This is a genomic window from Bacteroidales bacterium (genome assembly GCA_012519055.1).
Lineage (GTDB): Bacteria > Bacteroidota > Bacteroidia > Bacteroidales > Salinivirgaceae > JAAYQU01.
Window position 1 is genome coordinate 15,423 of record JAAYQU010000039.1, and the last position, 19,725, is coordinate 35,147.

Consider the following 19,725-nt stretch of genomic DNA (forward strand, 5'->3'; position numbering starts at 1 on the left):
TTAATTGCTTAACGCATTGTGACAATCTCGTCCCGGTCTGGACCCACAGAGATGTAAGCAACAGGTACATTCACAAAATCTTCAATAAATTTTACAAACTCTAAAAACTGTTTAGGAAAATCTTTTTTATTACGAACTTTGTTTATTGGTGAGTTCCAACCCTTTAAGGTCTTGTAAACAGGTTCAATTTTTCTATCGGTATCGAAAGGAAACCTGTCTGTCTCTTTTCCTTCTACGATATATTTTGTACATACCTTAACCTCTGAAAAGGTGTCCATAACGTCAGATTTTGTCAACAACAACTGAGTAACACCATTAAGCATTACAACATATTTAAGTGCTACTAAATCAAGCCATCCGCAACGGCGTGGTCGTCCTGTTGTACTGCCATATTCGCGACCAATATCGCGGAGTTTTTGCCCAGCTTCGTCAAACAGTTCAGTTGGGAAAGGTCCGGAACCAACACGTGTGCAATATCCTTTTACAATTCCGATAACTTCGCCAATTCGGTGTGGAGCAATCCCCATTCCTGTACAGGCTCCACCACAAGTTGTGTTCGAGGATGTTACAAACGGATACGAACCAAAATCAATATCCAACATCGCACCTTGAGCTCCTTCTGCTAATATTCGCTTGTTGCTGTTTAGCAAGTTGTTTATCTCATATTCAGAGTCAATAAATTCAAATTCGAGCATTGTTGCCAATGAGTTAAAAAATATCTCCTCTCGTTCAGCTAAGTTAAGAGTCTCTTTTATAGGCGATAATACAGAATCATACAATGCACGAGCCTCGTAATATTTATCTTTAAAATCGGGACGTTCTATATCTCCAACTCTTAGCCCCTCACGCCCTATTTTGTCGCGATATGCAGGCGCAATACCTTTAAGCGTAGAACCAATTTTTTTGTCACCCTTAGCATTTTCGCTTATAGCGTCTAAAAGTGGGTGGAAAGGTAAAATCAAGTGTCCCTTACGGCTGATTTTCAAGTTGTTCACAGGATTTACTCCAATATTTCTCAATCCCTCTATCTCCTTTTTGAAGATAATAGGGTCAATTACAACACCATTACTAATGATATTTAAACAATCCGGATGAAAAATCCCTGAAGGTATAAGATGCAGAACATGTTTGCGTTGATTAAACTCCAAAGAGTGCCCTGCGTTCGGACCCCCTTGAAACCTTATAACTACGTCATAATTAGGAGTTAACACATCAACACCTTTTCCTTTGCCTTCGTCTCCCCATTGCAATCCAAGCAATACATCTATTTTGTTCATTGTTCTTATCTTTTCTTATTTTAATATAATGTTTAGACTTTGTTACAACAAAACACAAAAAAACATAAACGACTGATATTTAGCTGACTAAACCACAATCGTTTATTTAAATCAAACACTCGGTTTTGTCGCTCGAAGATAGCAATAATTTTGTATACAATTAATGATTTTGGTAATCGTTTTATCAACGTTTGATTAACTATTTGTACCTTTGCAAGCTAGTAGTCAACGTATCATGGAAAAACATAAAGCTGGTTTTGTAAATATTATAGGAAATCCCAATGTGGGCAAATCAACCTTAATGAATAGGTTGGTTGGCGAGAAGCTATCTATTATTACTCCCAAGGCACAAACCACGCGACACCGTATTTTTGGTATTATCAATGGAGACGATTTTCAGATTGTGATTTCCGATACACCGGGCATAATAAATCCGCACCACTCGCTACACAAAAGCATGATGCAATTTGTTGAAACAGCAATAAAAGATGCTGATATTGTGCTATATATGACTGATATTTATGATAATCCTGAAAAAAATCCCATTTACGTTGAAAAAGTTTCTAAAATAGATTTGCCCACATTGGTTATAATCAACAAAATAGACCTAAGTAATCAACTTGAGGTTGAAAAGAAGGTTGAGGAGTGGAAACGATTAATACCCAATGCCAGCGTACTTCCTGTATCGGCACAGTACAATATGAATGTGGATTTAGTGCTGAAATATATTTTAAATAATCTGCCCGATGGGGAAGCATACTATCCAAAAGATACGTTGACAGACAAAACAATGCGTTTTATTGTGTCAGAGTTAATTCGCGAAAAAATATTCTTAAATTACCAGAAAGAGATTCCATATAGCGTTGAAGTAGTTGTTGATAGTTATAAAGAGTCTGAAAAAATGGTACGTATTGAGGCAACAATATTTACCGAGCGCGAAAGTCAAAAACGGATTATTATTGGTCATAAAGGCGAGATGATAAAACGTGTAGGAATTGAGGCACGTGCTGATATTGAGGCATTTATAGAACAACACGTATTTTTGGGATTACACGTTAAAGTTGATCCCGATTGGAGAAACAATAGCCAACGTCTTGCGAGATTTGGCTACATTAATTAAACAATAAAGGACAAAACAGATGTCAGGAATAATTGCAATAGTTGGACGACCAAATGTCGGCAAATCAACACTTTTTAATAGATTAGTTGGCAGACGTGCTGCTATAGAAAATGAAGAGGCAGGCGTAACCCGCGACCGACATTACGGAAAATGTGAGTGGAATGGGGTAGAGTTTTCTCTTATAGATACTGGGGGTTATGTTGTTGGAAGTGAAGATGTTTTCGAGAGTGAAATAAGAAAACAGGTTTTGGTTGCTGTGGAAGAGGCTGATGCTCTGATTTTTGTTTTAGATGTACAAACTGGTGTAACAGACTTAGATACAGCTGTAGTTGATGTTTTAAGAAGATACCCCGACAAAAAAATATTTCCTGTTGTCAACAAAGTTGATAATAACGAACTTTTGTTGCAATCATACGACGCATATACGTTAGGATTCGAGAAAATATATCAAGTTAGCTCGCTAAGTGGTTATGGTACAGGAGATTTGCTCGATGACGTTGTCGAAGCACTACCAAAAGAGGTAAAGTCAGAGGATACAGACGATCTTCCACGTATAGCTATTGTTGGTCGTCCAAATGTTGGAAAATCCTCGTTAGTCAATCTTTTATTGGAAGACGAACGCTCGATTGTCACTCCAATTGCAGGAACCACGCGCGATTCCATACACACTCGCTTTAATAAATATGGACACGATTTTATACTTATCGATACCGCAGGACTAAGAAGAAAAGCCAAAGTGCACGACGATGTGGAATTTTATTCAGTAATGCGAACTATTAGAGTAATCGAAGATTGCGATGTTTGCGTACTTATGTTAGATGCGACCATTGGCATAGAAGCGCAAGATTTGTCGATTCTGAATGTAATATTGAAAAACCGTAAAGGATTAGTTGTGTTTGTCAATAAGTGGGATTTGGTCGAGAAAGAGAAGAACATTGACGTTGAATTTGAAAAAAGCATAAGACAGCGTACAGCGCCGTTTACAGATTACCCAATTCATTTTGTCTCTGCGCTGACAAAGCAGAGGGTTTTAAAATCGTTAGACTCTGTTGTGCAGGTATATGAAAACAGAAAACAGAAAATCCCCACTTCAAAACTTAACGATATAATGTTGCCTGAAATAGAGGCGTTTCCACCACCGGCAACTAAGGGTAAGTATATCAGAATAAAATATATAACTCAGCTTCCTACAAAAACACCGCAAATAGCTTTTTATTGCAATCTGCCACAATACGTTAAAGAGCCATACAGACGGTTCTTAGAGAATAAAATCAGAAGTCATTTTGATTTTTCGGGCGTGCCAATTGAGATTTATATGCGAAAGAAATAGTAACTTTGGTAAAGTTTTAAAGTAAATAACATGAATGTAATAATTGAAATAGCTAAATGGCTGTTGCCCTCACTGATGGTCTTTCTGGCAGTGTGGATTGTTTTTAATCACGTAAAGAATAGCGACAAACGGCGTTATGCCTATGAATTGCGATTAAAAGAGAAACGAGCTATCCTGCCCGCGAGGTTGCAAGCGCACGAAAGAATGATGTTGTTTCTTGAACGAATTAGTCCAGAAGCATTGATAATGCGACTACAACGACCAAATTTAACAGTACAGCAACTACACTCCATGCTTTTAAAAACGATACGGCAAGAGTGGGATCATAACGTTGCACAACAACTATATCTGTCTGACAAGGCGTGGACGTTAATTAAAAACTCACGCGAAAATATTGTAAAGCTAATAAACACCGAAGCCGGCAAATTAAAACCATCAGACCCTGCAATGCAATTAAGTCAAAAAATATTGGAGGAGTGTTCTGGCGAAAGACCCCTCACAGCCGATGCTATAAGACTACTTAAAGAAGAGGTTAGAAATCTGTTTTAATCAAATACTTCTAACCCTCTTTTTACTGTACGGCATATTTAATTAGTCGATAATGATATATAATTCTCGTATTCTTAATCTTTTAGATATTGAAATTCCTTTAATAGTTGCACCAATGTATCTCGTTACCAACGAAGATATGGTTATTGCAGCTTGTAATTCGGGTGCAACAGGTGCGATACCAGCAATGAATTGGGCAACTCCAGAGTTAATGCAGGAGGGGATAACGAAAATAAAGTCGCAAACAAATAAGCCTTTCGGGATAAATATTATTACACACTCATCTAATCCTAAACTTAACGAGCAATTGCAAGTGTGTATTGATGAGCAGGTTAGCTTTATTATCACATCATTAGGAAATCCAGAAGCAGTTATAAAAAAATGCAAACAGCATGGTATAAGAGTTTTCTGTGATGTTGTTGATGAAAGACACGCCAAACGCCTTGAGGATGCAGGCGCAGATGCCCTGATAGCTGTAAACAAAAATGCTGGCGGACATGCCGGAGCCTTATCTCCTGAAATGTTAATTAAACGCTTGCGAAGCGAGGTTTCAATACCAATAATTTCGGCAGGAGGCGTTGCTACAACTGATCAGCTACAACACATATTTGATTTGGGGGCCGAAGCAGTAAGCGTGGGAACGGTATTTATCGCCACCCACGAGTGCAGTGTCTCTGATGAATACAAACAGGCTGTTATTCAATACTCTGCAAAAGATATCGTTATGACTGATCGACTGTCGGGAACCCCGTGTGCCGTTATAAATACTCCCTACGTAAAAAAAATAGGAACCAAGCAGAACCTCTTGGAAAGAATCCTGAACAGAAACAAAAAGTTAAAACGATACCTAAAACAGTACGCCTACTCACGAGGAATGAAAATGTTGAAAAGAGCAGCCTTTAGTGCCACCTATCAAACAGTTTGGGTTGCCGGACCTTGTATAGAACACGTTAAAGGCATTAAAAGTGTAAGCGATACCATAAAAGATATTGTTGGCAACGTGGAGTTTAGCGACCGAAAAGGTACAATATAAAAGGTAAAAGGAGCAAGGTACAAGGCGGCACACTGAGCCCCCGGTGGCTGAGTTTATCGAAGCCACCTCATACCACCTATGACGGTCACTTCGATAAACTCAGTGCCCGTGTCCCAGTACACAGCCCAATTCCCCACTTTTAAACTTCGATTGCGCTCAGTGTAATGCTCTGCTCAGCAATCCATCCTTCAAAAATCTATTACCTAAAAAAATGGGTTTGGGATTAATTGAATATTAGGGGTTGTGTTATTAACGTAATCCCATTAATTGTTAATTGCTAATTGCACATTGCTAATTGATTTTGGAAACCATTTTTCTTACAACCTCAAAATCACACTCAAACCAATTGTGGTCGTCGGTATCCGTAGTTGAGCTTAGTTTTACCTCTGACAGTGGTTTCATTTTGCTTTTAACCAGTCGCTTACCTGAAAAGTGTACCTCGCTGGCTTTTGTAGCACTCAGAATGTTTAAAACATTTTCTGAATTTATACCTCCGCCGGGTAGAATTATAATTTTATTGGCTGCTCGCTTTACAAATTCTGATAGTGTTTGTAGTCCTTCAAAGGCACTGCTTTTTCCTCCCGATGTTAGAACTCTGTTTACACCGCAACTAATAAGTACGTCCAACGAAGAGAATAAGTCGCGTGATATATCAAATGCCCTATGAAACGTAACTTGCATTGGATAAGCAGTTTCCATAACCGTTTTTACAAAATCTACATCAATGTCACCACTCTGAGTAAGTACTCCTACGACAATTCCGTTAACATCAGAGGCTTTGCAGAATTTAATATCCTCTAAAATTACCTTTTTCTCGAATTCGGAATATAAAAAATCGCCAATACGTGGTCTAATCATCACATGTAGTTTGCAATCAACACTTTGTCGAACAAGTTTTATGCTTGCAGCAGATGGCGACAATCCACCCTCGGAGTAGCCTGAGCATAATTCTATCCTGTCAGCACCTGCCTGACATGCAATTATAGCCGATTCAGGAGTAAATACGGCAACTTCTAAAAGTGTACGTTTTTGTGACATACAAGGGTTTAATTTGGTTGCGTTCTTGGGTTATCAATCAATACGTACTTGAGAGCTTGAGTTAACAAACAAAATATTACCCAATTTATCGTAACCCGAGAAAATCTCCTCGCCACTATGCTTAATACTTTCATGCATGAAACCTATAAGTGTCAGAGCAGCGTCGCTTGAATACTTATTAATTATCTCTTTGACAGGCACATCGCTCTCTCTTATTACAATTTCTACATTTTGGTGCGTTATTGGCAATCGACCTGTTGTTATTAGATCGTTCATTTTAGCATACACAGAATCAATATCTTCCTCTTTACACAGCTCGTATATTTTTATATTGCTTTTTTTCCAGTCTGGGTGCCCAAGAATAATAAAACTAAGCAGTATCATTAGGTTTGCGTTATCTGCGTCGCTACTCTTTATCCAGATATGTATTCCGTTTTTATAATAAAAAGGCTTACGGCTTGCTGCTAAGATACATATATCGAAATCGCCAGCGTTAACAAGTCTTATATTTGGGATAATTTCACTTAGCTCTTTAGGATCTTCTTTGTCGTAATCAAAAATCACCATATTATTCTCCATTCCCGCAATTCCGGGTATCTGTATGGCTTGTGCCACAGCTGATGTGCCTGACGGAGAAATTATAGTATCCAAATAGACACTATTTTCGGTTTCTATGTTTTTCAAAATTTTCTCGAGTTCAAGTTTCGATTGCTCGTACGTCTCTTTTGAATAATAGCCATCAATATGATGTAAATATGTGCCGAAACCATATTTATATGATATCCAGTTGATTAATCTAAATGCATTATCGTATTTGAATGAATTTTTGGAGATACAAATAGCACTTGGTCGCCACTCTTTTTCCGATTTTGAAAATCGCTGACGTTGCATATAAACCTGTAAACGTCTGTTTATCTGGAAAATAGAGTTGGCAAATATTGCAGCTAAACCTTTTCTGTCTTTATGATAGTTATCTATATATAGATACAGGGCTATCATAACAGTAAATGCAATAACTGTATATATTACGCTGATTTTGAACATAATCCACACCGATGCAATAAACCCAATTAGTGAAAATATCCATTTTGATTTAAAAGAAGGACGGTATGAGGGAGACGACCCAAAATGATTAAGGAACGATATTAGACAAATGGTACCGTAAGTTACCATAAAAAACATTGAGATTATTTGAGCTACAACGTCAACGTCACCTATAGCTACAAAAACTAAGGCTATTGCACAGGTTACTAATGAGGCGTTAGCGGGTTCGTTATCTGATTCTCTACTTAGTCCTAGCCAATTATTTATTTTTTGCATTGGAAACGATTCGTCATTTGCTAATGCTTGCAAAGTTCGTGGTGCAACCATTATTGACCCCAATGCCGATGAAAATGTACATGCTGCTAATCCCAATGGAATAGTTATGCTTCCGTAAACTGCGATTTTTGACATAATTAGCTGGTCAGCAAGTAATTCTTCAGCAGATGCAGATACTGCAAGTTTGTATGCTACAAAGAAATATATTACCATGCCAACGAATGTTGCTGACAAAGTGCCTAAAGGTATTGATTTTCCGGGGTTGCGTAAATCACCAGAAAGACCAACACCTGCAGTCACTCCTGTAAATGCAGGGAATACAATCGCAAATACTATAAAAAATGAATCAGAGTTACGGAATTGAAAATTTGAAATAAAGTGTGACGTTTCGCCCAGATTTTCAGGTCTACCAATGAAGAAAAGTAAAAGTGATACTGCTAATATTGCGTTAATAATGTATAGTGCTTTAATACCCATATTCGCCCCTTTCTTGAATATTAAAACAGATAGTATCAACATTACAGGAATACCTATGATCTGTCTAGGCAACCATATACCATGGTTGACAAGCAAATAATCAAACATAAACGAAAACGCTTCTGTAAAGGCGATAATATAGAAAGCTACGCTAATGGCTTGCGATAAAAAGAGTGATATTCCGATTGTGGCTCCGATATTCAAGCCAAAAGAGCGTGAAATAATGTAATACTCTCCACCACCTTCAACACGTTTGTTTGTGGCAATTTCTGACAGCGCTAGCGATGTAGGGATTGTCACGGTGTGAGCAAGTAGAATAATAAATACTACTCCTATAAAGCCCAGGGTGCCAACTGCGTATCCAAATCTTAAAAATAATACAGCACCCAATATTGTTGATATTGCTGTAAAAAATACCGGTGCTGTTCCAAATTTTTTTTCCATATTTATTAAACGTGTTAATTATTCATAAAAAGGCCAACGCAAGAAAAAAATTGCGTTGACCTTTATCTTTTATGGAAAGTATTTTTTCAAATTACAATAATGTCTTATTTTAGACCTAGAACTTCTGCTCCTTGATTGAATCTAATATCAACAGGAATACCTGCAGAGTTTATTTTATCCAAATCAGATTGTAAAGTACTAGACATTACACCTTTTTCTAAAATCCACTCTTTAGCCTCTTCATAATCACCTTCCCCTTGCATTTCAAGTATCTCTTCTACCAATTCATTCATAGCTTCGGTCATTTTTTCAAAATCAACTTTGTAGAGACCTGTTTCCGAGTCGCGTGTAAATGCTTCGGCTTCAGCAAAATAGTTGTAACGCATTAAGTTCGCAACACCGTGTGCACTTGTTGCTCCAAATCGTACTGAACGGAACAAACCAGCCATAAATGTTACATAGTTGTCCATCAAATCTTTTTCCGGGAACTCGCCCATTTCGTAAAGTTTTGCAACCATATAAAGTCCCATTATATCGGCTTTGTTCTCTTCAATTGAGCTATAAGTTTCTTTAAGAGCGTCGCGAACGGTTCCTTTTCCGTTAATAGTCTCTTTTACACCTAAGCCATGACCAACTTCGTGGAACATTACATTTTCAAAGAAAGCGTCAAATTTTACGTGTTTTCTTTGCGATTCGTCAATAACTATCTCTGAAATAGGAAGAAGTATTTTGTCGAATTTTGCTTTCATCGCGTTTTTTAGTTGCAGTTTACGGCTGCCTTTTGCTGCATGTACACGTGTGTCATTTGGCAGGTTTATAGCGATGTTTTTACTACCTGCATTACAATCTCCCCTGTATAGAATTACGTCGTAAACATACATATTGGCGTCAGCATGAACCTCTTCTTGTTTGTATTTTTCGTCGCATGGAAGTGATGCTTGTAGCTTTGGAAGTAGCTCTCCGTACTTATCTAAACGGGCGCTCCAATCTAAATCTTTAATCAATATTTGTGCACTATGAGCTGCTTTTACACCTACTAATTGATCTTCGTAGCTTTCAATTGGTCCAACGACAAAATCTATTTTGTTGTCGCGCATATCCATCCAAGCCATATCTGATGCTAAATAGTCATCGGTTTCGAGAGCCTCGGCTCGTAGCTGAAGATATTTTTTAAATCCCTCATCTTCCGAAAGTTCAGCTGCTTCGCGAAGTAGGGATGCTGCTTTGGTTATCTCTTCACTATAGGCAACGTGATACGGTATTTGAACAAGTTTTCCGTTATCATCGCGACGCACCAACGAGTACCAATCCATTTTATTAGGTTCTTCCCATGCTTCAAACTCCTCTTTGGTAATATCAGCGGGATAGTAGTTTGCGCCGGCTGGCTTTTCGCCAAATCCTTCAACAAAAGGCTTATTTGCGTTCATGCGATCCCATGGACCATACATTATTTTGGCAAATTCACGTGTTGCATCATCTGGTAATGATTCCAAAAATGCTGTTTTATCACCAGGAAAGGCATCTTTCCAAAACAGCTCTTCCATAATTTCGCTAACTTCAATTAGCTTGAGTAACATTGCTTTGTCGTTAGCACCTAAATGGCTAAGGTCTGTGGTTAAATCAACCAATGCAAACTGATCTACCTTTTCTTGCATAGGATTTACTTCCTTTTTTTGACTACAACCTGACAATATCAGTAGCGACGTTGCCAAAGTTGCCATAAATAATTTTGTTGACATGTTTTTGATATTTAAATAGTTAAATTGATTCGTTTTCACTATAAAACCTGAAACCTAAACGTTTCCCAGTTTTTAAATTTGCGTACTCGTTGTTGTCTTTGATTTGAGCAACAGTTACAACAGCACTTTGTTCGTATGGTGGTACAAGCAGGTCAAAATCAAGCGAATATAGTATTGCCGATTGTACAACATTTCGCATTGTTTTTGTATTAACTTGCTGATCACCAAAGTTATTATACAGAACCCCAAGTTGACGTTTACCTTCAACTATAAAGTTCATATCTTGGTTTATAAAAATACGCCCAATCAAATATCCCGCATCTTCTAAACGATTGTATCTGAAAGAGTCAGCCAAAAAATTGTAGATATTTATAATTCCACAATAGGCTGAGTAATTATCTTCTTCCACAATTGACGTTTTCCATATAGGGTGGCTTCTATCGAAGACAAAGACATTGGTATGTTTCGAAAATACCAATAAATCGCCTGCAACCATGAGTTCTATTTGGGAATGCCCCGACTCGCGATAACTTGATGCAATTTTGGCATTTACCCCCTTCAGTGATTTCTGAGTGTTTTGGGCAACGTATTTGCATACATTTTTCAAAATTTTGAAAGCCTCATTTGTGTTTTGGTAAACTGTCTGCTTTACGACAGCTTTTTTGGTTAATGTCTCTAATATCAGTGTTTGAGGGTCAATGTTTTTGTTGATATTCATGCAGTGGACTATTTATTGTTGCTTCAATCATCTAATATACGCAAAAATAACTGATTTTATTAAAGATTGAAACAAAAATATTAAGAACTTTCTCTTTACTTATTGCATTGGTTTTATTGTTGAATTATAATGTTTGTTTAATATTAATTAAGGATAATTATATCTTTATATAAAAATGTAAAAATTGATATATTTCTGTGTATAAGGTAATTGTGTAAACATGATAAAAAAATTAACAAATCGTTAACAAATAAAATCTTATTATTGTTTAATAAATTGTTTTATTTGTAACTGAAACTTTAAACAATACGGTTATGACAACAACTGAATTTTCTAATCAAATTGTCGGACTGCAGGAGAGTCTTGGCAGATTCGCATACAAATTAACAGCAAACCGAGAAGAGGCTCGAGATTTGGTTCAGGAAACAATATATAAAGCACTTAGCAATCAAGATAAGTTTGAAGACGAAACTAACTTGAAATCTTGGACGTTTACTATTTTAAAAAACACATTTATAAATAGTTACAGGAGAAATACCCGCTTTCGTGTTATTCTGGATCAAACTCAAGACCTATACTTTATTTCCAAACCTCAGGATTCAGGCTTTATCAGTCCTGATAGTAATTTTAGTGTAAAAGAGATAAGGAAAGCCATAAATCTTTTGAAAGATGATTATAGAATACCGTTTATTATGCATACTGAGGGTTATAAATACAAAGAGATAGCTGATGAAATTGGTATCCCAATCGGGTCGGTTAAAAGTCGCATTTTTATTGCACGTAAAAAACTTATGTCTTACTTAAAAGATTTTCAATAATAGTAAGAAATAATGAGAGCATTTAGTTGACTGTCAGCTTGATGCGTATAAAGAAAGTGATTTATTGGTTTATCGCTTTCTTTTTTGTGTCATATATATTGTGAAACCTCATTCACAAAATGTCGTCAGCTTTTATTAGTAAGCTCTTGCAAACAATACTCTCTCTTTTGATGGTTTGCCACTATAAATACATTTTCCATTCTCCTGCGGATTATCGAAAGGGATACAGCGTATAGTTGCTTTCACCTCCTCTTTTATTGCAGCTTCCGTCTCGGCTGTGCCGTCCCAGTGCGCCAATACAAAACCGCCTTTGTTTTCTAATATATCTTTGAACTCGTCCCACGAATCTGTTTTATAAGTGTTGGCTTCTCTGAAATCAAGGGCTTTTTTATGCAAATTAGCTTGAATATCTTCTAATAATTTAGGGATATGTTTTTCAATATTGTCAATAGGAATAGTCTCTTTCGTAAGAGTGTCGCGGCGAGCAACCTCAATAGTATTGTTTTCAATATCACGCGAACCAATCGCCAATCTAACGGGAACGCCTTTCATCTCATATTCGGCAAACTTCCAGCCCGGTTTTTGTGTATCGCGGTCATCGACTTTAACCGTAATATTGAGTTTTCTTAATTTTTCAGCAGTTGCATGAGCATGTTTACACGTTGTTTCATATTGCTCTTGATTTCTGTAGATAGGAACAATTACAACATGAGTAGGAGCAAGCTTCGGCGGTAAAACTAACCCTTTATCGTCTGAGTGAGTCATAATTAAAGCTCCCATTAAACGGGTAGAAACACCCCACGATGTAGCCCAAACGTATTCGAGTTTACCATCTTTGTCAGCAAACTTCACGTCAAAAGCTTTTGCAAAGTTTTGTCCTAAAAAGTGAGATGTGCCTGCTTGCAGTGCTTTGCCATCTTGCATTAATGCCTCGATACATAAAGTGTCAACAGCACCTGCAAAGCGTTCGCTTTCGGTTTTATGTCCCTGAATAACAGGCATTGCCATCCAATCATTTGCGAAATTGGCGTAAACATTAATCATTTTCATTGTCTCTTCAATCGCCTCTTCGCTTGTAGCGTGTGCAGTATGACCCTCTTGCCACAAAAATTCTGCAGTCCTTAAAAAGAGACGTGTACGCATCTCCCAGCGCACAACATTTGCCCACTGATTGCACAGAATAGGAAGGTCGCGATATGATTGAATCCAATTTCTATATGTGTTCCAAATTATGGTTTCCGATGTTGGTCGAATAATTAGCTCCTCTTCGAGTTTAGCTTCGGGGTCAACAATAACCCCATTTCCTTTCGGATCATTCATTAATCTATAATGCGTTACAACCGCACACTCTTTCGCAAATCCCTCAACGTGGGCAGCCTCCTTACTCATGAATGATTTAGGAATAAACAGTGGAAAGTAGGCGTTTACGTGTCCCGTATCTTTAAACATTTTGTCTAATTGTGCCTGGATTTTTTCCCATATCGCATATCCATAAGGTTTTATTACCATGCAACCGCGCACTGCCGAATTTTCAGCCAATTCTGCCTTTAAAACCAAATCATTGTACCATTGTGAGTAGTTTTCTGACCGAGGTGTAATCTCTTTTGACATAATTTATTTTGAATATTAATTGTGTTTAAAAGTAATTAATCAAATCTTTTGGCAAAGAAACAAACAATTAGTGAAAAATCGAAACATCTTTGGCTTTCAAACGGTATAAAAATTGTGGATTAATATAGTTAGATTCTAATTGTATCAATATATAGAGTTGAAAACGTTAGCGTTTAACTTTTTTTTAACTATATTGCAACAAATAAAATCAATTAATCGTTTTAAATTTGAGAACTAAAGAGTCAGGCAATTGTTAATTATAATAAGAGTAAGCAACTAAAATTGAGAAAGGGTCAGATTATGAAGAACAGATATTTTATAATGGTATTTATAGCATCAGCTCTATTTGGTTGTAATCCATCTATGTATCAGGCTGGATACAGTGACGAGTTATACTTTGATGGAAGTGCAAGAGAGAGCAATGCTTATCAGCAAAAAGAGAGTCGAGACGATAGAAAAATTGTCACAACTGATATGTATACAAATCACAACGATTATAACGATGTTACTGAAGAAGAGTACTATGACAATGAGTATTCAGGGAATACATATATTTCGTTCTCTATTGCGGCACCAGGATTTTATGCCGGCATAAACTCTCCTTTCTGGGGAGGATGGTATTATCCTTATTATGGTCCTTACGCTCGTTATCGTTGGGTTGATTGGTATTGGGACGCATATTTTTACAGTCCTTACTACGCAGTTTATTGGAATCCATATTGGTACGATCCTTGGTATGGTCCGTGGTATGCCGGTTGGTATCATCCTTGGTATGCACCGTATCATTATCATTATTGGGGATATCACTATTGGGGTTACCATTGGGCTTATTGGTCACACAGCTCTCCAGATTATAGGCGAGAGACTATTACACACCGCAACTCTCTTGTGACAAATCGTCCAAACAGCAGAGGAACGAGTATCCGACAAGGAGGAACACTTAAAAGAGATGCGACAAGCCAAGATATTTCGGTTGTGCAAGGTGGCAATCGTCCCGACAATACAAGAGGCGGTATTCGTAGTACTCGTCCTGACAATAGGCTGGAAAACGATGAGAGAAACAATCAAGTTGTTGTGAGAGATGTTCGTCAAACAACATCCGACAGAGATGGAAGTGTCGTAAATAATCGCACTGGAAACAGAAATACTGATAGGGGTAGAATTACCCACACTCGCGAGACAAGACCAGTAAAAAATGATTTTTCAGATAAACAGATTGCGCCTATTCGTTCAAACCTAGGTGTAGGAAGCAGTGTAAAACCTTCACAAGGGGCGAACAGACCTTCAAACAGTAATACGCATTTTTCTAATCCACCGGCAAGCAATAACCGTACTACTCCGACACAAAGAGACAACATTCGTCCAAGTCAAAGTAATACAAAGACAAACAGCGAACCACGTGTTATCAGACCAAACACCAGAAACGATTATAACTATGACAAAGGAAGTAACAGTAACAGAGGAGGAAGTAATAGTCATTATACCCCATCGCGTTCAAACACTTCAACAGGGAGTGGTAGTAGATCTTCTGGAGGAAGTAATTCAAGTCGTCCGTCTGGAGGCAATTCAAGTCGTCCATCAGGAAGTAACTTTAGAAGGTAGGATTTGTTGAGTTAATTCAAAATTTAAAGCAAAATACATCAACCTAAATTATTAAAAATATTGAATCATGATAAATAATTTTAATAAAGCTCTCTCAATCATGGGTATAGGGCTACTTATTCTGACAAATAGTTTGTTTGCACAAAATGAAATTGATGCTTTGAGGTACTCAACAACTTATCATGGTGGCTCAGCTAGGGTTATGAGCATGGGCGGAGCTTTTTCTGCACTTGGAAGCGATATTTCGTCTGGTAGTATAAATCCGGCAGGAATAGGCTTGTATCGCTCATCTGACGTTCAGTATAGTGTTGGTATTGATTATACAAAAACCAAGAGCAATTACTTGAACGAAATGTCAACCGATTATAAGTATGGTTTTAAGACACAAAGTTTTGGTTTGGTTTTCAGTATGCCCAATGCTGCCAATTATGAGTCGGGAAGTGGCCAAGTAAGTACAACATTCGGGGTCTCTTACAACCGTATAAATTCTTTTAATCAAAATGTTTTTGCAACAGGAAGGCACGATAGTCGTTCTTATTTAACGCATTTAACGGATTACTATAATCAGAATAGCAATTATTGGGATATGTTTTGGGAAACGGGCATTTTATTTGAAGATACTGTCACCGGATTTGTGACAAACGATTTTGCTCGTGACTCGGCTTACCAAATAAAGCAGTACTTTGAGCATCGTCAAAAAGGAAATATCAACGATTTCAACTTTACTATTGGTTTTAACCAGTCGAATAAATTTTATTACGGTTTTTCACTAGGTGTTTTGTCTTTAGACCACACTGAAGATATCGGTATTACTGAAAACGACGATAAAAATTTGACACAATTTTTAAAAGGATTTTACTATAATAACTATTTTTCTCGATCTGGTTTGGGTTTGAATTTTAAGGCTGGTATGTTATATCAAGTTACCCCAACCGTTAAACTATCTTTAGCAGCGCATACCCCGACAATTATAAGCATTGATGAAGATTGGGACGAAAAACTCAAAGCTCGTTATGACAATCCTGCTAATGATACAATTACAGCACGATATTACGAAACAACATTTTCGGTTGTAACTCCTGCCAGAATAATAGCTGGAGCCTCGATGGTCTTGGCTAACAGGGTGTTAGTAGGTGTCGATTACGAAACAGCTGCTTATCAAACAATGAGATTAGATAGTGACAGATATTCATTTATAGACGAAAATCGTTCAATAAGCGACAATTACACTTGGCGTCATGCCGTGCGCTTGGGTGCAGAGTTAAGAGTATATCAATTTTTTGTACGAGGGGGTGGATTTTACTATTCATCGCCGATGAAGTCTGCAGGAAGCAATATGTCAACTTTAGGATTTGCAGGAGGTTTAGGTTTCCGTTCAGGAAACTTTTATGCTGATTTTGCTTACAATAACTCTTCTATGCCTTACAAATACTACATTGACGGTACAGATGATATGCGAATTGATGTTGATAAAACATCGAACAACTTCTATTTGACGTTTGGATTAAGGTTCTAGACAAGAGCTATATAAAAACAAAAAACCATAAGTAACTTTACTGTTATTTATGGTTTTTTTTGGCGGAGAGAGAGGGATTCGAACCCCCGGAGCCTCGCAGCTCAACGGTTTTCAAGACCGCCGCAATCGACCACTCTGCCATCTCTCCGGCGACAAAAGTAGATTTTTTTTTTATTATGCCAAAACTTTTCAATCAATAATTGAAAAATTCATATAAGCTACGGAGCTAATATCTTGTTATTCTTTGTATTATATTTAGAACAAATAGTCCAAAATATATAACAGATTTATCAATTTTATAATCAGTAAAACATAAAGTACCAAAAACGATACTCAAACCATAATTTTAAATAAGTATTCATTTTTTTATTAGCGTCTAATGTATGATTGATAGAACTATTAAATTGAAATTAAATTACTTATTATTTGGTTATTATGAGAAAATGTAATATGTTTGTTTACATGAGAACCGAAAGGGCGCGTGCTTCACAAGCCTGTGTTGTCAGTAAAGCCAAAGGATAATTCTTTTGGCTTTAATTTTTTTATCACTGATTTTATATTTTAACGAAAAACTTTACTATTTGATAACCTGTGTGCATCAAAACGATAACCAACAGATAGTTCTGTTTGCCCATGTCCAAAAGAAAAAGAGTAGGGAGATTTACTTATAGTGGTTTGAGTACCAGTAACTCCGGAAAAACAGGCATAAAAGTTATTTTTTTGATAAAGAAAAGAGACCCGAGATTGGAAAAAGAAAGCAGATTTAAGCCCTTTTTCAATAGGTGTGCCGTCATCATAATGTGCAGAATTGCTGTAAACTCCGTATCCCGGAATTAAACTTATATTTAAACAAAAGTACTTTTTAAAAACAAATGTATGAGCGTATCCAACGGTTGCACCAAAACTAACCGTGCTCATATTGCTTAACTGCGAAATATTTTGAAAGTAGTTTATTGCAAAATGAGGTATGAAAGTCGTATCAGCATTTAAAGTGTTGTAGAATACGAAAGTTCCTAAAATTAATGAGCCTACGGTCTTCTTCTGCTTTTCATTAAAATTGAATACAGCTTTATATGAAAACTTGTCGTAGTTAACAATATAATTTGCAACAATGCCGTAATTCCCAATATTTAAATCTGTTTTTGGGTAGTTGCTATCATAATCCCACAAATCAAAGTAGTCTGACATATTTGAAAAGTAGAAACCTTTGTACAACTGAAAATATCCGTCAATAGCCCAACGTCGTAAGTTGAAATTATATTGAAAATCAATACTTTTAGTATTTCCTAGTTGCTTGCTACTTTTTTTGCTTGATGGGAGTGAATATGCTAACCCAAGTCCAAACCATTTGTAAGATGCCTCAAGACCTATAGCCAACTTGCTATTTGGTTGGTACTCAATTAATTTACCCGAAGCAACATCGAAAGTGCTGAAACTTACAAATTTTTGAGGGAAATAGATACCTGCAATTAGTTTGTCGTCAAAGCTTACAATGTACGAGGTATCAACATCTTTGCTTTTAAATGGAAAAGAAGCTAACGATTTTGCTGGAATATCAAGCCAAATTATTGTAAATGCCAATATAAAAGTTACCCTAACCATATTTTAATCTATAAAAATCGGTTTGTTTAATATTACGTTGTTAAATTCGGATGAGATTGACAGCAGTTCATTTATTGCACTCTCTGATTCACTATCAATTCTTATGCTTTTACTATTCACATAGAGGTCAATATGCTGATTAACAACCTCATCACTAATTTCTTGCGCGTGACGCTTTACGTAAGGCATTGACATTTCTGGATTGTTTGTAGCATATTTTACACTTTCTTGCATAATTTGCTGAATATCAGTCTTTACCTTTTCAGATAAATCTCTTCTAATTACAATGCCTCCAAGAGGTAAAGGTAATCCTGTTTGTTTTTCCCATTCATGTCCAAGGTCGGCAATTTGTTGTAATCCACGTTGTTTATATGTAAAACGGGTTTCGTGAATAATCAAACCTGCGTCAACTTCATTTTCTAAAATTGCGCGCTCAATATCTGAAAAAAGATAAACCTTTTTTGTTCTGATATCAGGAAAAAGCCTTTTTAACAACAGGTTTGCTGTTGTGTTTTCACCAGGTATAGCTATTTTCTTATATTTCAACTCATTAAGTTCAATTTTATGTTTACTGATTATCATGGGACCATTTCCAAAGCCAATAGCTGAACCCGAACGTAAAAGCTGATAATTTTTAGAGATAAGAGGGTAATTATTAAAGCTAATTTTAGCGATATCAGCCTCATTATTAGATGTTAATTTATTAAGCAAGTCAATGTCGGCAAGCGTAAGTTCGAAGTCGTAATTCAGAGTGTCAACACGCTTATTAACAATGGCTTCGAACATAAAAGTGTCGTTCGGACATGTTGAAAAGGCTAATTTAAGCTTCATTATCAGTTTTTGTTTTTTTTATTATTGTGGTAACAGTCTCATTTACAGCAAACGATAAATTATTTATTGCAAGTTCAGTTTTCCACTCTCTTTTATCTCTAACTCCAACCATATTTGAAACAGCCCTCAGTTGCATTGATTTTACCCCCATAAAAAAACAAACATAAAAGACAGCTGCACCTTCCATTGATTCAATATCGGGATTAAACCTTGATTTCAGAGCTTCAATAGTTTCCTGATTTGTATGTACTGTGTCGCTGGTAATAGCTTTAACTTTTCTGTATGATTTTACTTTTGTCTGAAAAGTTGATTTTAAGCAAGATGTTTGTTCAATACTCTTATCAAAAATATTAAAACCTGCTTCAACCCAGGACATTACATCATTCCCTGTTTCAACAATTCGGTCAGAAAAGCAATCTTCAATAACTTCAACAACACTGCCTAATACAATGTCTGAGTTGTATGTTCCGCAAATCCCTACATTTAAGACTATGTCGTAGTTATTTTTTGACAGACACTTTGTAAGATTAAAAATAGTTGCCGCTATTCCTATTCCTGTTACTAAAATATCAACATTCGCTATTGTTGAACTTAACAATGTTTTTTCTTGTTTTTGTTTTGTGTCAACCAGCAGTCGTATTTCATCAAATGTTGCTGCAACAATAAGAATTCTCATTATTCTAATTTTAATCGTTTGAGT

At 36.6% G+C, this 19,725-nt stretch carries 16 protein-coding genes and 1 tRNA gene; 7 read left to right on the forward strand and 10 right to left on the reverse strand.

Annotated features, from left to right (window positions below):
- Positions 1–8: 8 nt before the first annotated feature.
- Positions 9–1,277: an adenylosuccinate synthase gene (locus GX311_07220; protein NLK16169.1), complete on the reverse strand. Its 1,269-nt coding sequence runs from the start codon at positions 1,275–1,277 to the stop codon at positions 9–11.
- Between the two features lie 235 nt (positions 1,278–1,512).
- Between GX311_07220 and GX311_07225 the strand changes: the two genes are divergently transcribed.
- The 4 genes from GX311_07225 to GX311_07240 are packed head-to-tail and all read left to right on the forward strand — an operon-like array spanning position 1,513 to position 5,309.
- Positions 1,513–2,397: a GTPase Era gene (locus tag GX311_07225; GenBank protein NLK16170.1), complete on the forward strand. Its 885-nt coding sequence runs from the start codon at positions 1,513–1,515 to the stop codon at positions 2,395–2,397.
- Between the two features lie 19 nt (positions 2,398–2,416).
- A complete protein-coding gene (locus GX311_07230; GenBank protein ID NLK16171.1) occupies positions 2,417–3,727 on the forward strand; it encodes a ribosome biogenesis GTPase Der in 1,311 nt (436 codons plus the stop codon).
- Between the two features lie 30 nt (positions 3,728–3,757).
- On the forward strand, positions 3,758–4,276 hold the full coding sequence (locus GX311_07235; protein ID NLK16172.1) for a hypothetical protein: 519 nt from the start codon (positions 3,758–3,760) through the stop codon (positions 4,274–4,276).
- Positions 4,277–4,328: 52 nt separating this feature from the next.
- The gene (locus GX311_07240; GenBank protein NLK16173.1) at positions 4,329–5,309 is read left to right on the forward strand and encodes a nitronate monooxygenase; all 981 of its coding nucleotides are present in this window, start codon (positions 4,329–4,331) and stop codon (positions 5,307–5,309) included.
- A 291-nt stretch (positions 5,310–5,600) separates the two neighbouring features.
- On the opposite strand, the gene GX311_07245 is transcribed toward GX311_07240, so the two are convergent.
- The 4 genes from GX311_07245 to GX311_07260 form a co-directional block, all read right to left on the reverse strand.
- A complete protein-coding gene (locus GX311_07245; GenBank protein NLK16174.1) occupies positions 5,601–6,347 on the reverse strand; it encodes a copper homeostasis protein CutC in 747 nt (248 codons plus the stop codon).
- Positions 6,348–6,380: 33 nt separating this feature from the next.
- Positions 6,381–8,588: an amino acid permease gene (locus GX311_07250; GenBank protein ID NLK16175.1), complete on the reverse strand. Its 2,208-nt coding sequence runs from the start codon at positions 8,586–8,588 to the stop codon at positions 6,381–6,383.
- A 104-nt stretch (positions 8,589–8,692) separates the two neighbouring features.
- Entirely contained in the window at positions 8,693–10,327 is a 1,635-nt protein-coding gene (locus GX311_07255) for a Zn-dependent hydrolase (protein NLK16176.1), read from the reverse strand.
- 19 nt (positions 10,328–10,346) lie between these two features.
- Positions 10,347–11,045, reverse strand: a complete 699-nt coding sequence (locus tag GX311_07260; GenBank protein NLK16177.1) for a hypothetical protein — start codon at positions 11,043–11,045, stop codon at positions 10,347–10,349.
- Positions 11,046–11,359: 314 nt separating this feature from the next.
- On the opposite strand from GX311_07260, the gene GX311_07265 reads away from it, so the two are divergent.
- Positions 11,360–11,863: an RNA polymerase sigma factor gene (locus GX311_07265; protein NLK16178.1), complete on the forward strand. Its 504-nt coding sequence runs from the start codon at positions 11,360–11,362 to the stop codon at positions 11,861–11,863.
- Between the two features lie 135 nt (positions 11,864–11,998).
- On the opposite strand, the gene GX311_07270 is transcribed toward GX311_07265, so the two are convergent.
- A complete protein-coding gene (locus GX311_07270) occupies positions 11,999–13,474 on the reverse strand; it encodes a proline--tRNA ligase (GenBank protein ID NLK16179.1) in 1,476 nt (491 codons plus the stop codon).
- Between the two features lie 300 nt (positions 13,475–13,774).
- Between GX311_07270 and GX311_07275 the strand changes: the two genes are divergently transcribed.
- Entirely contained in the window at positions 13,775–15,076 is a 1,302-nt protein-coding gene (locus tag GX311_07275) for a hypothetical protein (GenBank protein NLK16180.1), read from the forward strand.
- Positions 15,077–15,143: 67 nt separating this feature from the next.
- Positions 15,144–16,592: a hypothetical protein gene (locus GX311_07280; protein NLK16181.1), complete on the forward strand. Its 1,449-nt coding sequence runs from the start codon at positions 15,144–15,146 to the stop codon at positions 16,590–16,592.
- A 60-nt stretch (positions 16,593–16,652) separates the two neighbouring features.
- Here the strand turns inward: GX311_07280 and GX311_07285 are convergent.
- The 4 genes from GX311_07285 to mqnB all read right to left on the reverse strand — a co-directional run bounded on the left by GX311_07285 (position 16,653) and on the right by mqnB (position 19,701).
- A tRNA-Ser gene (locus tag GX311_07285) sits at positions 16,653–16,740 on the reverse strand.
- A 413-nt stretch (positions 16,741–17,153) separates the two neighbouring features.
- Positions 17,154–18,194: a DUF4421 domain-containing protein gene (locus GX311_07290; GenBank protein ID NLK16182.1), complete on the reverse strand. Its 1,041-nt coding sequence runs from the start codon at positions 18,192–18,194 to the stop codon at positions 17,154–17,156.
- Between the two features lie 3 nt (positions 18,195–18,197).
- A complete protein-coding gene (locus GX311_07295) occupies positions 18,198–19,025 on the reverse strand; it encodes a 1,4-dihydroxy-6-naphthoate synthase (GenBank protein ID NLK16183.1) in 828 nt (275 codons plus the stop codon).
- On the reverse strand, positions 19,015–19,701 hold the full coding sequence (gene mqnB, locus GX311_07300) for a futalosine hydrolase (GenBank protein ID NLK16184.1): 687 nt from the start codon (positions 19,699–19,701) through the stop codon (positions 19,015–19,017). Before mqnB ends, GX311_07295 begins: the two co-directional genes overlap by 11 nt.
- Positions 19,702–19,725: the final 24 nt, after the last annotated feature.

Bases quoted from the DNA above. Each gene is read 5' to 3' on its own strand.
- GX311_07225 (NLK16170.1), top strand. From the start codon at position 1,513: ATGGAAAAACATAAAGCTGGTTTTGTAAATATTATAGGAAATCCCAAT.
- mqnB (NLK16184.1), bottom strand. From the start codon at position 19,701: ATGAGAATTCTTATTGTTGCAGCAACATTTGATGAAATACGACTGCTG.
- GX311_07295 (NLK16183.1), bottom strand. From the start codon at position 19,025: ATGAAGCTTAAATTAGCCTTTTCAACATGTCCGAACGACACTTTTATG.
- GX311_07235 (NLK16172.1), top strand. From the start codon at position 3,758: ATGAATGTAATAATTGAAATAGCTAAATGGCTGTTGCCCTCACTGATG.
- GX311_07270 (NLK16179.1), bottom strand. From the start codon at position 13,474: ATGTCAAAAGAGATTACACCTCGGTCAGAAAACTACTCACAATGGTAC.
- GX311_07275 (NLK16180.1), top strand. From the start codon at position 13,775: ATGAAGAACAGATATTTTATAATGGTATTTATAGCATCAGCTCTATTT.
- GX311_07250 (NLK16175.1), bottom strand. From the start codon at position 8,588: ATGGAAAAAAAATTTGGAACAGCACCGGTATTTTTTACAGCAATATCA.
- GX311_07220 (NLK16169.1), bottom strand. From the start codon at position 1,277: ATGAACAAAATAGATGTATTGCTTGGATTGCAATGGGGAGACGAAGGC.
- GX311_07255 (NLK16176.1), bottom strand. From the start codon at position 10,327: ATGTCAACAAAATTATTTATGGCAACTTTGGCAACGTCGCTACTGATA.
- GX311_07260 (NLK16177.1), bottom strand. From the start codon at position 11,045: ATGAATATCAACAAAAACATTGACCCTCAAACACTGATATTAGAGACA.
- GX311_07240 (NLK16173.1), top strand. From the start codon at position 4,329: ATGATATATAATTCTCGTATTCTTAATCTTTTAGATATTGAAATTCCT.
- GX311_07265 (NLK16178.1), top strand. From the start codon at position 11,360: ATGACAACAACTGAATTTTCTAATCAAATTGTCGGACTGCAGGAGAGT.
- GX311_07290 (NLK16182.1), bottom strand. From the start codon at position 18,194: ATGGTTAGGGTAACTTTTATATTGGCATTTACAATAATTTGGCTTGAT.
- GX311_07230 (NLK16171.1), top strand. From the start codon at position 2,417: ATGTCAGGAATAATTGCAATAGTTGGACGACCAAATGTCGGCAAATCA.
- GX311_07280 (NLK16181.1), top strand. From the start codon at position 15,144: ATGATAAATAATTTTAATAAAGCTCTCTCAATCATGGGTATAGGGCTA.
- GX311_07245 (NLK16174.1), bottom strand. From the start codon at position 6,347: ATGTCACAAAAACGTACACTTTTAGAAGTTGCCGTATTTACTCCTGAA.